This window comes from Providencia sp. UF-183 (assembly GCF_058246155.1).
Genome location: NZ_JBSICD010000002.1, coordinates 119,496 through 132,492 on the forward strand (window position 1 = coordinate 119,496; position 12,997 = coordinate 132,492).

A 12,997-nucleotide genomic window follows, 5' to 3' on the forward strand; every position below is an offset into this window, starting at 1 on the left:
TTTTTCGATAATTATAAAGTCAAAAAATCAAAATTTTATATAGGATTAACAGGTAAACACATGCACGACTATGGTATTTGGACAATAATCACCCCTATTGTGACGATTATATTGGCAATACTTACCCGCCAAGTAATGCTTTCTCTCATGTTAGGAATACTTGTGGGTTTTACGGTTATTAACGATCACAATGTTCTATTAGGTGTGAAAGGCACCGTTGATGGCATTATTAATACGTTTTCATCCGCAGGGAATACTCGCACCATTGTTTTTATGGTGATGATTGGCGGAATTATGCGGTTAGTTGTTGTAACTGGAGGGGTTCGAGCCCTTGTTCAATTATTAACCAATAAAACTCAGTTAATTAAAAACCGTACTGCGACACAATTATTGGCTATCGTTATTACCTCACTTATTTTTATTGAAAGCTCTATTAACCAATTAGTTGCAGGTGCTTCTACCAAAAATTTGGCACGTCAATATGGCGTCGCACCTGAAAAAATGTCCTATTTAATTCAAACCGCATGCGTTTCAGTTTGTTCTTCCGCCATTATTAATGGTTGGGGAGCCGTCATTATGGGGTTAATTGGCGTACAAATATCCCAAGGGCTAATTACTGGTGAGCCTTTTGATATTTTAATTACCTCGATTGGTTATAACCTGATGGCTTGGTTATCCCTTGGTACGATTTTAATTTACGTCTTCACTAACTTTTCATGGGGGCCGATGAAAAAAGCGGAAGATAAATATCAACAAGCGTTTATTGCTGGAAATATTTCTACATCAAACACTCAAGACAATGAAGAAGACATCATTGATCATCCGAATGCACATTCTTCGTTAAACTTCTTTATTCCTATTTTATCTACCGTTTTAATGGTTCCTGTTGCACTCTATATCACTGGCGACGGTGATTTTAGTAAAGGCAGCGGCTCAACCTCTGTTTACTGGGGGGTTATGTTCGGTACTGCTGTATCATTTTGTTGGTTTATTGGTCGCCGCCTACTAAATATCGATAGCTTTTTTAAAGAGCTATTTATCGGTTATGCCAATATGCTAAAAATAAGCTCTATCATGATTTTGGCATTTTTAATGGGCGACGTTTCCGCGGAGCTCAATACTGGTGCTTATATTGCCGAAGTTACTCAAGGCGTTATGGCTCCTGGTTTTTCCATTGGTTTTATCTTTATTATTAGCGCCATTATGTCTTTAGCAACGGGAACATCTTGGGGAACATTTGCAATTATGATCCCCATTGGTGTGCAATTAGGTTTATCGGTAGGAATGCCTGTAGAGTATATGATTGGTGCTGCAATATCGGGCTCAATATTTGGTGATATGACCTCTCCTATATCTGCCGATGCTATTGTGGCCTCAATGGCAACCGATTGTGAGCATATTGAACATATTCGCACGCAAATGCCATATGCACTCGTAACCGCCAGTGTGGTGCTTGCTATTTACCTGTATCTTGGTTTTACCTATTAATAAGAAGAGAGTTTAAATGTCAATTCAACAAACATTACGCCAATTCGAAAAAGTTGATTTATTAAAAACCTCAACACCACTTCACCGGCTTAATAACTTGTCAAAAAAATTTGGCCGCGAAATTTATATTAAGCGCGATGACATGACACCTCTGGCAATGGGTGGGAATAAGTTACGTAAACTTGAATTTCTAATGTCTGATGCATTAGCAAAAAATGCAAAGATTATTGTTACAGCTGGCGCAATCCAGTCAAATCATGTTAGGCAAACTGCCGCCGTTGCTGCCATGTATGGCTTAGAATGTGTTGCTTTATTAGAAAACCCAATCCAAAGCAATGACACAAATTTTCTGCATAATGGTAATAAATTACTGACAGATTTATTTGGGGCGCGCTGTGTTATGTGTGAAGAACTAACCGACCCGCAAGCCCAAATGGAAGCACTGATTGAATCGCTGTCACTGCATGATGCCTATATCGTCCCTGTGGGTGGATCAAACGCTTTAGGTGCTTTGGGGTATATCCAATGCGCGGTAGAAATTGCCGAGCAGAAACCAGAACACATTGAGTTTGATAAAATTATTGTTGCTTCAGGTAGTGCAGGTACTCATGCAGGTCTGGCTATTGGTTTACAAGAATTGTTACCGCAAAGCCAGCTTATTGGCGTAACCGTCTCACGAAAACAACAAGACCAAGCCCCTAAAGTTGAAAAATTACAGAATGAATTAGCCCAATTATTAAAATTGCATCAAGTGCCTGACGTCATATTATGGGATAATTTTTTTGCGCCTATGTATGGTATGCCTAACCAGCAAGGCCTTGCTGCCATAAAGCTTCTTGCTCAGCAAGAAGGTATTTTACTGGATCCCGTTTATACAGGAAAAGCAATGGCGGGCTTAATCGACTACTTAGAAAACTCAGCTGAAAAAACGCCAGTGCTATTTATCCATACGGGCGGCGCACAAGCCTTATTTGCTTATTCAGATATTAGCCAAACAATTTAATCAATCCCGTTTATCTTCTATAAAGGGCATTTTTGCCCTTTTCTTTTGCCAACTATTTTCATTATATTTGTTGTATCAAAAATACGCTGATAACATTTTTATATTATGGGTATCAACCCACCGAATCGATACATTGGCACAAAGAGGCGATAACATAATGACATCAATACCAATCACTCTCAGATTAGCTCGTGAACAAGATGCATTAGCACTTTATGAAATTGGTATGCAGAGTTATATGCACCACTTTGCTGCACTTTGGAATAGTAAAGATGAATTATTTGAATACCTAAATCAGGAATATAGTACCGATAAAATCATCCATGATATAAGTCAGCCAAACATAGAGTGGTATGTTATTGAATCAGAGTTCCCTGTCGGGTTAGTGAAATTGACACACCAAGAAGAGATACCCGATACCCAGATGGCTGGCACATTGTTAAATAAGCTCTATTTCTTGCCTGCAGCGACAGGAAAAGGTTATGGGAAGTTAACCTTTAAACTGATTGAAGACATCGCCATCAATAAAAGCTCAGATATACTCTGGTTGGACGTGCTCGCCAGCAATTCGCGAGCTATCCAGTTGTATCAATCTAATGGGTTAAAAATCCTCAAGGAGATTTTATTTAAAACCGAGTCACAACAAACCATTGAATACATTATGTACAAAACCCTTTAGGGTGGCTTATAAAATAATATATCACTAAGCGCTATTTTGCTGTGTCTGTTTCTTATTCGTTATCATGATCCCTAGGATAATAAGTCCCCCTCCCAAAATGATCATTGAGCTCATTTTTTCATTCAGAAAAATCGTTCCAATAATAACTGCACTTAACGGATTAAGTGCAATAAATGATCCAGCTCCCGCAACTCCTAACTGCGAAACACCTTGGTAATACCATACATAAGCAATAGCCGACCCTAAGATACCTAAATAACTTAAACTGACTAAGTCACCCACTGATAACAAAGATAGTGCCTCAAAATTGATTTCTTCTGCATAAATAGAAGTGAAAATTAACAATATAGTGCCAAATAAAACCGCATACGTTACTGTGTGTAATGCCCCTATTTCTTGGATCACATTTTTACCTGCGACCGTATATATCCCCCAGCTAATCACACAACCTAAGATAGCTAAATCACCTTTATTGACCATAAAATCATCTGTATTTGGCGCTTTATCTGATAGCAAAATAACCGCACCTATCACACACAAACTTATCCCACAGCCTTTTTTAATTGAAATTTTCTCTTTCCATAAAATAAATGAAATTAAGGCAATCATCGCAGGGTTAATCGCGACTAATAAAGCTGCACGTGACGCGGGTATAATTTGTAAACCATAGAAAAATAAAATTTGATAAATAAATACCCCACTCCCACCTAATACCATAATTTGGTATAACTGCTTCATTGAAATACATTTCCAGCCAATACGCCCCAAAAACAGCACTAAAATTAATGAGAAGCTGGCAAAAAGAAAGCGTAATGTCGCTGACAATAAGGGGGGAATTTCAGGTTGAATGACCCTGCCTGCAATAAATGTACCGCCCCAAATAACGGAAACAAGCACCATTTGCATGATGATAATATTCAGTGGTCTCTTTTTGGTTATTGTTACTGTGTTTTGCATTTTGTTTTCTCAGTGATAAAGATAAAAACCTTGTTAATTACCGTCTCACTGATAAGCTAAGGCTAATTCAATATCATACACTAATGAGCTTTTACTCATGACACTCACACAACTTGAAGTCTTTACCACCGTGGCTGAATTAAGAAGCTTTACATTAGCGGCGATGAAATTGAATATTTCCCAGTCAGCGGTTTCTCATGCAATAAAATCATTAGAAAAAGACCTCAACGTCATGTTATTTACTCGTGAACAAAATCAAACAACCTTAACTGAAATAGGCAAAACATTGTTGTTGCGTTCACACCATATGTTGAATATCCAAGAATCTATGAAACAAGAGGCTCTGGCATCGAATGGATTAAAAGCGGGTATTTTAAGAATAGGTTCTTTTGGGCCTGGGTCATCTTTAAATTTGTTGCCCCCCATTTTAGCTCAATTTCGTGAAAAATATCCGTTGATTAATATTGTGGTTGATGAGGGCGATGACGAAACGGTGACTCAGTGGTTACAGGAAAAACGTATTGATATTGGTGTGATTGTGTTACCTGATGAACGGTTTGATACCTTTAAAGTAAAAGATGACCAAATGGTAGCAATTCTCCCTCTAGACCATCCATTGGCAAATCAGCCAAGTATTTCATTGAAAGAATTATGTGAATACCCGTTTAATTTAACGCAGGCTGGATCAGGAAAATTAGTGTTAGATTTATTTCATGCACAAAAGCTGACGCCTAAAATACAATTTAAAACACGGCAATTACTGAGCACATTTGCTTTAGTCGCTCGAGGCGACGCTGTTTCAATTGTCGCGCAACTGGCTATTCCTGATTACATTCAAAATATTGTGGTCAAACCGCTAAATCCCCCCGTTAAAAGAAATATTGCCTTTGCTGTTAATGATGAAAGCCAGCTGTCACCTGCCACAAAGGCATTTATTCAAATTGCTAAAAGAATGTATGGTTAATTTACCAACCGATAAGTAATCACATATAAAGATTGCTCAGTCGGGTAAATTTCTTTGATTAACTTTTTCAAGGTATCTAATGTCATTGCTTCTTGTTCTGCGTGATACTCAGAAATATCATCATAGAAAATAGGCTCCACAGAAAGTATTTCAATTTCGGTGTAATATTTCCCTGTTTCAAGGGCATAGACCTTAACTGTCGAACCCGGTACGTAGTGACTTTCGCTTTTATCACGAATTGTGATCACTTTTTTCCCGGACACCACTAAAGGCAGCAACCGCTCAAAAAACGTAATTGTATCTGGTGCATCGTTCATAATTTGTCCCTAGTTTTGTTAAAACGTCTATTTATAAACACATTTTCTTATAACGTCGTCAAAATGCAACCAAATGGTTGTTTTCGTGCTGTCATTTATCGCCATTCTACTGTTGTAGAAATTTTTTCTATACAATCATGCTTGGATATGATTAAAACCCAATTGGATATCAATAATGAATAATAACGAAGCCCTATTTTATCAACAAGAAGGCCATTTTTGGTCTGCTATTTGTTCAGAGGTTTTAAAGGTGAGTGAAAATACTATCGCCTATTTTTCTGAACTCAACTTACCTATTTTTAATTTTATTTATCTTCATCAGGGCGCTAGTCTAAGCGAATTTGAACAAGCGGAAACTGTCTTTAAGCAGCAATCTAAACCTTATGTATTAGTTGTTCATCAACACGAATTAAACCATTTTGAACGCGAAATCAAGAAACGGGGTTTAATTGCGGACGGTGAATCAACGGCCATGATTTTACCAACCTCAGCGCTATCTTTATTTAAAGAACCATTGTCACCTGAAGTTGGCTATCAAATTAAACAATGTGATAAGCAGCTGAATGATTGGGCACAACCATTGATTACCGCATTTCCTGTAGATTCAGATATTGAGGAAGAAGACAACACCGTCATTAATGAATATGTTCGTTACCATCAAAGAGCTTTGGATAAACACGTCAATATGATGCATTTTGTCTTATATACCGATGAACAACCTGTATCGACCTTAACTTTAACAATAAATAATAAAAATGCGCGGCTGGATGATATTGGCACAGACATTCAGTTTCAGGGAAAAGGTTTTGCGACAAAACTTATCAGGTACGCATTAACTGTTTGCAATCAGCAAGGTATTGAACAGTGTGTATTAGAAGCCTCATCTGATGGGCTTTCAATCTACAAAAAACTGGGGTTTGAACCTATTTTTAGCTACTTTAGTTTTATTGCTGAATAAATATTTAGCGTGTATCTAAGCCATAAGGTACACGCTATCTAAAACAAGTAAGGCACAAGTGTAATTATCAACAGCAATATGCCCCCACCAATATTAATATATTTTCTCAGTGTGTTAATTTGAATAGATGAGGAAAAGAAGATAAGGCTTCCACATGATATTGCCAACCAAGCCGCCATCATTAATACATGAATGCTGGATAAGGCAAGAAAGCTCATTAAGGACGGAGCTTTACCGACAAAGTTAGAGACTACCACTAAATATAAAATAATTGCCTTAGGGTTTAGCAAATTAGCTAAATAAGCATCTTTAACCGTAACTGTTCTCATCGTGTTATTTGCTGTACTTTTCCCCGCCTTTAACCCTGTATTGATTAATGTGATAGACAAATAGACTAAATATAAAGTTCCTAAAATGCCGATTGAACGCATTACCCATGGATAAGAGGCGAGGATTTTAGTCAAGCCAATACCAACTAATAAACCATGCGTCATTATCCCTAACCCAGTCCCAATAATTGGAATAAGTAGCCCTTTCATTCCTTGTGTTAACGTACTATTCAGGGCGATTGCAAAGCTTGCTCCTGGAGAAACAATGATTGGAAGCAATGTCACCATAAAACCCAGTATATCCACAGGCAAAAACCTTGTATTCAGTTATCTATTTTAATTCCGCATTGCTGTACCAGTTTTGAATATCTTTCACAATCATCTCAGTGTGCATTTTCCCTTGATTATCTTTAAAGAAATGATCCAGATTTTCATATTTTTTAAAACTCACTGATGGGTTATTCGTTTGGCTCATCATTCTTTCTGTGCTGTAAGCATCAACATTCGTATCAGCCATCGTTTGAATAACCAAATGTGGCGTTTTAATTGCCTGCACTAACTTCAAGTTATCAATCGTCAGCATTTCATACCACCAACGTGGCCCATGTCCACTGATAAACTGGTCATTATTTAATTGTTTTTGTTTCGCGGCTTGTGCAAATTGATTAAAGCCCTCTAATGAATTAGCGACTTCGTCAGTTGGGGTATTATTTTTGATGCTATAAAGTACATCATCAATAAAATATTGTCCCCCCACATTCAACGCAATAGATGCGGAAATAAAATCACCTTTAGCTGCAATTAAATGGGTAATTAATGCCCCTTCACTGCCACCTAATAAGACAATATGTTGGTAATCTTTTTTGAGTTGTTTTAAAACCGCAGCATAATTATCAGCTCGCTCAATTGGGGAATCTTGTGACATATACGCCACAGGGCATTCTTCCTCTGACGCTTCTTCACCATCTGCGCCGACTTCGCTATTTAGCCCTGTTTTTTCAACCAACAAAATATCGTTATTGGGAAAAACAGCCCCAAAGTTTTTCACCATGTTAGGGTTATTGACCACACTTTTACAATCTGAGCCCTGTAATAAGACCAGCAAATCCTGCGATTTTTTGTCACCTTTTTGAATGACATAATAATCAATTTCTTTACCATCATTGAGCAGAGTTTGTTTTTTATATGGGGTAGATTCAGCGAGTACACCAAATGAACATAAAGAAATTAAAAGTGCAGTCAGTTTAATTGTCATAGGGAAAGCCATGGGTTATTTTTATTCGTCATTATATTAAACAAGGTGATTAAGTTGGTGCGTATAATGCTTCATTGGCTAGCTGGCCATCACTATTTTTAGCGAAGTATCTGCAAATAATTCAACGATATTTGGATTCAAATTTTTATCCATCACCAAAATAGATATTTGATCGCAGCTTGCAATTGTGTAACGGGCAACCCCCGGTAACTTATCTGCGGTACCCCCCATAATGACTTGGTTACTGCGCTGAATAAGTACTTTTTTAAACTCCGCCTCTTCATAATCAAAGATAGTCACGCCCATTTGCGGATCTAAGGCGCAGCCACCAATAAAACATTGGTCAAAATGAATATGGTTAATTTGATTAGCAGCAGACGTATCAATACTGGCACCAATTTCACGATTCAACTTTCCACCAATTAAAATCACTTCGCAAAGAGGCCTCTTCATGGATTCAAGCGCAATGGAAGGGGAATTTGTCACCACCGTAAACGCAATATGTGCAGGTAAATTGCGAGCAATTTCTAAATTCGTCGAACCGGTATCAATAAACACACATGCACCTTGTTTAATTAATAAACTACAGGCCTGTGCGATTTTGATTTTTTCCGCTTGATTCTGCTCGATTCTTTGCTCGAACGAGCCAAGCTCATCTAACATACTCACTGCCCCGCCGTGAACTCGACGGCAAACGCCTTCTTGTGCTAATTCATTTAAATCCCTACGAATTGTATGTTCAGAAACCTGCATGTCACGGGCAAGAATAGTGCAAATCACTCGCCCTTGCTCACATAACAATTGGCGAATTTTATTTTGTCTTTGCTCTGGAAAAGCGGCATAATCGAGCATGTAGTACCTCATAATTATTTTTAAATGATCATAATCGAGCACGATATTATGTCAATACCCTCGTTATAACGTAATAAGGAAGAAGATATGAACAACTTACCCCTACCTGACAGCTTCTTTTTACATGAACTCGCAAATATTGCGGGGAAAATCTCTCTCGATTATTACCGCACTAATGAGCTCAGTGTGGTTGAAAACAAGCCAAAGGATAATTATCGTTTTGACCCTGTCACACAAGCAGACAAGCTGGCTGAACAAGCAATGCGCGAACACATCACCCAAACCTATCCAACTCACTCTATTATGGGTGAAGAGTATGGCATTACGGGGGAAGGCGATATTCAGTGGGTGCTCGACCCGATAGATGGCACTCGCCCTTTTCTCTGCGGTATCCCCCTTTGGGCTAACTTAATTGGCCTAACGGAACACGGAAAAGCGGTGATGGGTATCATGAGCCAACCTTTTATTGGGGAACGCTTTTGGGCAGATCAACATGGCAGTTGGACGAGTAGTCCACATGGGCATTTTCGTTTAGCCACTCGAAAAAACGTTAAATTAGAACATGCTATATTACATACGACATCTCCAGAGCCAATATCCGCTCGGCCTGATATTCACTTTAAGGCACTTGATGAACGTGTTTTAATGACGCGTTATGGGGGAGAATGTTATGGAATGGCCATGCTCGCAGCAGGAAGAATTGATATTTGTGTCGAATTCGCACTGGAACCTTATGATATTGTTCCATTAATCCCTATTATAGAGCAAGCGGGTGGAATGGTCACCACACTTGAAGGAAGGCGCGCAGAATCAGGTGGAGCTGTCGTCGCAACGGGTTGCCCAATCCTTCATGAGCGCGTTCTGGCTATCTTAAATTCAGGTAGTTAATTTATCATTTAAAAAAGTATTATAAAAAATGCAATCTACTCAACAACTCAATGCGAATATTCACTTAGCGCCTGCAAAAAGGGAGCAAGTATCTACGCGCATTATCTTTTTTATTGCTGGTTTTGTTACCGCAGCTTGGGCTGCTATCGTTCCCTATGTCAAAGTCAATACAGGGGCGAATGATGCAACACTTGGTATGTTACTACTTTGCTTTGGTGGCGGTGCGCTTGTGGCCATGCCAGTGACAGGTGCGTTAGCCGCCAAGTATGGTTGTCGTCGCTTGATGGTTATTGCAACCATTGGTTTTTGCTTGCTTTTCCCTGTTTTATCGTCACTTTCTAGCATCAGTTTTTTGATTGCAGGCTTATTGTTGTTCGGTATTTTTATTGGCCTGACTGACTGTGCAATGAATGTGCAAGCCGTGATTGTCGAAAAGTCCTCGGACAAACCCATTATGTCAGGCTTTCACGGGTTCTACAGTGTGGGGGGAATTGCCGGTGCTGGCACCATGAGCTTTGTTCTGCTCTTAGGGGTATCAGCCACTTTAGCGTCTATTTTTGTGTCCGTTATTGCGTTAGTTTTATTAGCCATCTGCTATAACGGTTTAATTACTTATGCAAATGCCCCAACAGGCCCACTGATTGCCATTCCCAAAGGGATTGTTTTGGTGATTGGTATTGTCTGTTTTGCGGTGTTCCTAGCGGAAGGCGCCGTGCTGGATTGGGGTGCCGTATTCTTAATCGAGCACCACGGTCTCAAAGAAACGCTGGGTGGTCTTGGCTTTGCGGCTTTCGCGACAACGATGACCATTGGCCGATTATTAGGCGATAAAATTGTGATGCGGGTAGGCTCTGCTCGCGTGGTCTTTTTAGGCGCGTTACTGGCTTGCCTTGGTTTTGTCATCGCGGTTCTTTCCCCTTCACTAGTCCTTGCCATTGTTGGTTTCGCGTTAGTGGGTGCGGGTTCATCGAATATCGTTCCCGTGATGTTTTCTGCGGTTGGCAAACAGAACACAATGCCAGAAGCCTTGGCTGTGCCTGCGATTTCAACATTGGGTTACTTAGGGATCTTAGCGGGACCTGCGGTCATTGGCTTTGTGGCTTTCCAATTAACGTTAGCGACTGCACTTTTAATGATTTCCGCATTATTAGTGTTTATTGCATTCGTTACCCGTTTTATTCGCGTTTAATTTCATCAACATCATAAGGTTGCATTTTATTAGCAACCTTATGATTATCGAATAGCTATAATTCAATAGTCCCACTAATGCAGTTGATCACATCTCCTGCAATCCAAATGCCCTCATCATCCGCACTCACATACACTCGCCCTTCGCCATATACACACTGCCCTTGGCCAACAATGTATTGCTTTGGCAACTTCCCTTGTGGGATCAACCACTGTGCTGCACCTGCGTTAAAGCTCCCTGTCACAGGGTCTTCAACTGCACTTGTGCCACAAAAAACCCTTACTTCGAGCTGCTTATCTTTACCTTCAGGGTAAATTGCACACAGGCCAATATCATAGCCCTTAAGTTGAAAATAGTCGGGTTTAATACTCAATAATTTATCGACCGATTTGAGCTGGATCCCCATCCAATTAGGGCCATTTGCGACCCAATTACTGTCTACAACATCGTCTTCCGTAATACCCAGTCCTTTAAACACCTTTATTTTGTCATTTTGCTCAATTTCACCACTACGAATAAGCGGTGGCGCCTTAAATGCCAATCGGTCATTCACCTTTTTAATCGCAATTAACCCTGCTTTGCATTCTTGAACTATCGATGTTTTCTGCTGCTGGCCGTAAGTTTGTTGCCACACAAAACAACTCCCCAATGTTGGGTGTCCTGCAAAAGGTAACTCACCTTCTACCGTAAAAATTCTCACACGGTAGTCTGCTTCTGGTGTTGTTGGCTGTAGTAGAAAAACGGTTTCGCTTAAATTGGTCCATTTTGCGAATTTACTCATTTGAGCATCCGTCAGGTTATCAGCCCCTACGACAACAGCCAGTGGGTTGCCATCTAATTTTGTTGCTGAAAAAACATTCACTTGCTCAAAAATATACTTCATTTTTCCCTCTAAATTGTGACTTCATATATTTACTATAGGAATAATAATGCGCTAACCAATAATGTTTGTGTATATAAATGTCATAACACATTAAGATAGTCATTGTAATTGATATTCTTAGACAGGTAACCCATGGATTTGACAACGAAAAAAACGATTATTATCGTGGGCGCAGGTTTTGTTGGCACCACTCTTGCGTGGTATTTATCCAAGCATACAAATCAACGCGTTATTTTATTAGACAAAAACCATGCTGGCCAAGGTGTTACCCAACACGCATTTGCTTGGCTAAACGTATCTTACGGCCGCCCTGATGCGTATAGCCTGCTTCGTAAGCAAGCACTCGCCGAATGGCGTTCTCTCGACGAATACACGCAAGGCCAGTTAAATATCCAATGGTCTGGTGCAATTAGTTGGCAAGATAGCGAAGCAGCGACAGCATCATTTATTGATGACCATCAGAAAAATAATTTTAATGTCAAGGCGTTAGATAAAGATGCATTACAGGAAATGGAGCCAAATTTGCGGTCGCTCCCAACCCTTGCTGCTTTTTGCCCTGATGAGGGAAGTATAGATCCTGTTTACGGTACACAAACGCTGCTGAAACTGGCTATTGAGCAAGGCGTTACCTACTTACCCGAACACGAAGTGCTTTCCCTCATCCAAGAAGGTCGCCGAATTTTAGGTGTCATATCCAATCACGGCACATTTTTAGCCGATCAAACAGTGATTACCGCTGGCGTTGATGCCACCACACTCATCGGTTCAGTTGGTGTCGAGCTCCCAGTTAGCGCTTCACCGTCCATTATTGTGCACATTAATGCTCCAAATGGCGAACAATTGGTGCAACACATCATATCAACCCCAGAAATGGAACTACGCCCTGTTTCTGCAAGCAAAATACTGTGTGCTGAAGATTACATTAGTGATAAACCGGAACACAGTGCAGACTGTATCGCACAAAACGCCCTTACCGTTATCAAAAATTCATTTATAGGTAGTGATACGTTAAATCTTGAAAAAGCTTTCATCGGAATGAGACCTATGCCTAAAGATGAGATGCCAATTGTCGGAAAAGTTGCTGATTTCGAAGGTTTATATATTATCAGTATGCACGCTGCGATTACACTAGCGCCGTTGATATGCCAATTGGCTCAAGATGAAATTTTGCATGGAATAGAACAAGCTACACTTAGCCCATATCGATTAACTCGTTTTGCATCAGGTAACTGACA

The 12,997-nt window shown here is 39.7% G+C and carries 14 protein-coding genes; 8 read left to right on the forward strand and 6 right to left on the reverse strand.

Annotation, left to right across the window (positions count from 1 at the left end):
• Positions 1–60 precede the first annotated feature (60 nt).
• From AC4IFT_RS01965 to AC4IFT_RS01975, 3 genes are all read left to right on the forward strand, one after another.
• A complete protein-coding gene (locus AC4IFT_RS01965) occupies positions 61–1,488 on the forward strand; it encodes a Na+/H+ antiporter NhaC family protein (RefSeq protein ID WP_490750500.1) in 1,428 nt (475 codons plus the stop codon).
• A 16-nt stretch (positions 1,489–1,504) separates the two neighbouring features.
• Complete coding sequence (locus AC4IFT_RS01970) at positions 1,505–2,491, forward strand: D-cysteine desulfhydrase (protein ID WP_490750502.1); 987 nt, start codon at positions 1,505–1,507, stop codon at positions 2,489–2,491.
• 157 nt (positions 2,492–2,648) lie between these two features.
• A complete protein-coding gene (locus tag AC4IFT_RS01975) occupies positions 2,649–3,170 on the forward strand; it encodes a GNAT family N-acetyltransferase (RefSeq protein ID WP_490732680.1) in 522 nt (173 codons plus the stop codon).
• Between the two features lie 24 nt (positions 3,171–3,194).
• Here AC4IFT_RS01975 and AC4IFT_RS01980 read toward each other — a convergent pair whose 3' ends face one another.
• The gene (locus AC4IFT_RS01980; RefSeq protein ID WP_490732678.1) at positions 3,195–4,127 is read right to left on the reverse strand and encodes a DMT family transporter; all 933 of its coding nucleotides are present in this window, start codon (positions 4,125–4,127) and stop codon (positions 3,195–3,197) included.
• A gap of 97 nt (positions 4,128–4,224) precedes the next feature.
• On the opposite strand from AC4IFT_RS01980, the gene AC4IFT_RS01985 reads away from it, so the two are divergent.
• The gene (locus AC4IFT_RS01985) at positions 4,225–5,091 is read left to right on the forward strand and encodes a LysR family transcriptional regulator (RefSeq protein ID WP_490750503.1); all 867 of its coding nucleotides are present in this window, start codon (positions 4,225–4,227) and stop codon (positions 5,089–5,091) included.
• Here the strand turns inward: AC4IFT_RS01985 and yqfB are convergent.
• Complete coding sequence (gene yqfB / locus AC4IFT_RS01990; protein ID WP_490732674.1) at positions 5,088–5,408, reverse strand: N(4)-acetylcytidine aminohydrolase; 321 nt, start codon at positions 5,406–5,408, stop codon at positions 5,088–5,090. The two genes, AC4IFT_RS01985 and yqfB, sit on opposite strands and share 4 nt — an antisense overlap.
• 175 nt (positions 5,409–5,583) lie before the next feature.
• Between yqfB and AC4IFT_RS01995 the strand changes: the two genes are divergently transcribed.
• Complete coding sequence (locus AC4IFT_RS01995; RefSeq protein ID WP_490750504.1) at positions 5,584–6,366, forward strand: GNAT family N-acetyltransferase; 783 nt, start codon at positions 5,584–5,586, stop codon at positions 6,364–6,366.
• A gap of 38 nt (positions 6,367–6,404) precedes the next feature.
• Here AC4IFT_RS01995 and AC4IFT_RS02000 read toward each other — a convergent pair whose 3' ends face one another.
• From AC4IFT_RS02000 to AC4IFT_RS02010, 3 genes are all read right to left on the reverse strand, one after another.
• Entirely contained in the window at positions 6,405–7,001 is a 597-nt protein-coding gene (locus tag AC4IFT_RS02000; RefSeq protein WP_490750505.1) for a LysE family translocator, read from the reverse strand.
• A gap of 25 nt (positions 7,002–7,026) precedes the next feature.
• Positions 7,027–7,950 carry an alpha/beta hydrolase family protein gene (locus AC4IFT_RS02005; protein WP_490750507.1) on the reverse strand — a complete coding sequence of 308 codons (924 nt, stop codon included), beginning with the start codon at positions 7,948–7,950 and terminating at the stop codon, positions 7,027–7,029.
• 78 nt (positions 7,951–8,028) lie between these two features.
• Positions 8,029–8,802, reverse strand: coding sequence for a DeoR/GlpR family DNA-binding transcription regulator (locus AC4IFT_RS02010; protein WP_490750508.1), 774 nt, complete (start codon positions 8,800–8,802; stop codon positions 8,029–8,031).
• 87 nt (positions 8,803–8,889) lie between these two features.
• Between AC4IFT_RS02010 and AC4IFT_RS02015 the strand changes: the two genes are divergently transcribed.
• Entirely contained in the window at positions 8,890–9,690 is an 801-nt protein-coding gene (locus AC4IFT_RS02015; protein WP_490750509.1) for an inositol monophosphatase family protein, read from the forward strand.
• A 28-nt stretch (positions 9,691–9,718) separates the two neighbouring features.
• A complete protein-coding gene (locus AC4IFT_RS02020) occupies positions 9,719–10,879 on the forward strand; it encodes an MFS transporter (protein WP_490750510.1) in 1,161 nt (386 codons plus the stop codon).
• A 55-nt stretch (positions 10,880–10,934) separates the two neighbouring features.
• On the opposite strand, the gene AC4IFT_RS02025 is transcribed toward AC4IFT_RS02020, so the two are convergent.
• A complete protein-coding gene (locus tag AC4IFT_RS02025; RefSeq protein WP_490750511.1) occupies positions 10,935–11,762 on the reverse strand; it encodes a PhzF family phenazine biosynthesis protein in 828 nt (275 codons plus the stop codon).
• Positions 11,763–11,894: 132 nt separating this feature from the next.
• Here AC4IFT_RS02025 and AC4IFT_RS02030 point away from each other — a divergent pair, with 132 nt between their 5' ends.
• Positions 11,895–12,995, forward strand: a complete 1,101-nt coding sequence (locus AC4IFT_RS02030; RefSeq protein WP_490732658.1) for an NAD(P)/FAD-dependent oxidoreductase — start codon at positions 11,895–11,897, stop codon at positions 12,993–12,995.
• The last annotated feature ends 2 nt before the right edge of the window (positions 12,996–12,997 follow it).

Coding starts and splice junctions, on each gene's coding strand:
- AC4IFT_RS01965 (WP_490750500.1), top strand. CDS start 61: ATGCACGACTATGGTATTTGGACAATAATCACCCCTATTGTGACGATT.
- AC4IFT_RS01970 (WP_490750502.1), top strand. CDS start 1,505: ATGTCAATTCAACAAACATTACGCCAATTCGAAAAAGTTGATTTATTA.
- AC4IFT_RS01975 (WP_490732680.1), top strand. CDS start 2,649: ATGACATCAATACCAATCACTCTCAGATTAGCTCGTGAACAAGATGCA.
- AC4IFT_RS01980 (WP_490732678.1), bottom strand. CDS start 4,127: ATGCAAAACACAGTAACAATAACCAAAAAGAGACCACTGAATATTATC.
- AC4IFT_RS01985 (WP_490750503.1), top strand. CDS start 4,225: ATGACACTCACACAACTTGAAGTCTTTACCACCGTGGCTGAATTAAGA.
- yqfB (WP_490732674.1), bottom strand. CDS start 5,408: ATGAACGATGCACCAGATACAATTACGTTTTTTGAGCGGTTGCTGCCT.
- AC4IFT_RS01995 (WP_490750504.1), top strand. CDS start 5,584: ATGAATAATAACGAAGCCCTATTTTATCAACAAGAAGGCCATTTTTGG.
- AC4IFT_RS02005 (WP_490750507.1), bottom strand. CDS start 7,950: ATGACAATTAAACTGACTGCACTTTTAATTTCTTTATGTTCATTTGGT.
- AC4IFT_RS02010 (WP_490750508.1), bottom strand. CDS start 8,802: ATGCTCGATTATGCCGCTTTTCCAGAGCAAAGACAAAATAAAATTCGC.
- AC4IFT_RS02015 (WP_490750509.1), top strand. CDS start 8,890: ATGAACAACTTACCCCTACCTGACAGCTTCTTTTTACATGAACTCGCA.
- AC4IFT_RS02020 (WP_490750510.1), top strand. CDS start 9,719: ATGCAATCTACTCAACAACTCAATGCGAATATTCACTTAGCGCCTGCA.
- AC4IFT_RS02025 (WP_490750511.1), bottom strand. CDS start 11,762: ATGAAGTATATTTTTGAGCAAGTGAATGTTTTTTCAGCAACAAAATTA.
- AC4IFT_RS02030 (WP_490732658.1), top strand. CDS start 11,895: ATGGATTTGACAACGAAAAAAACGATTATTATCGTGGGCGCAGGTTTT.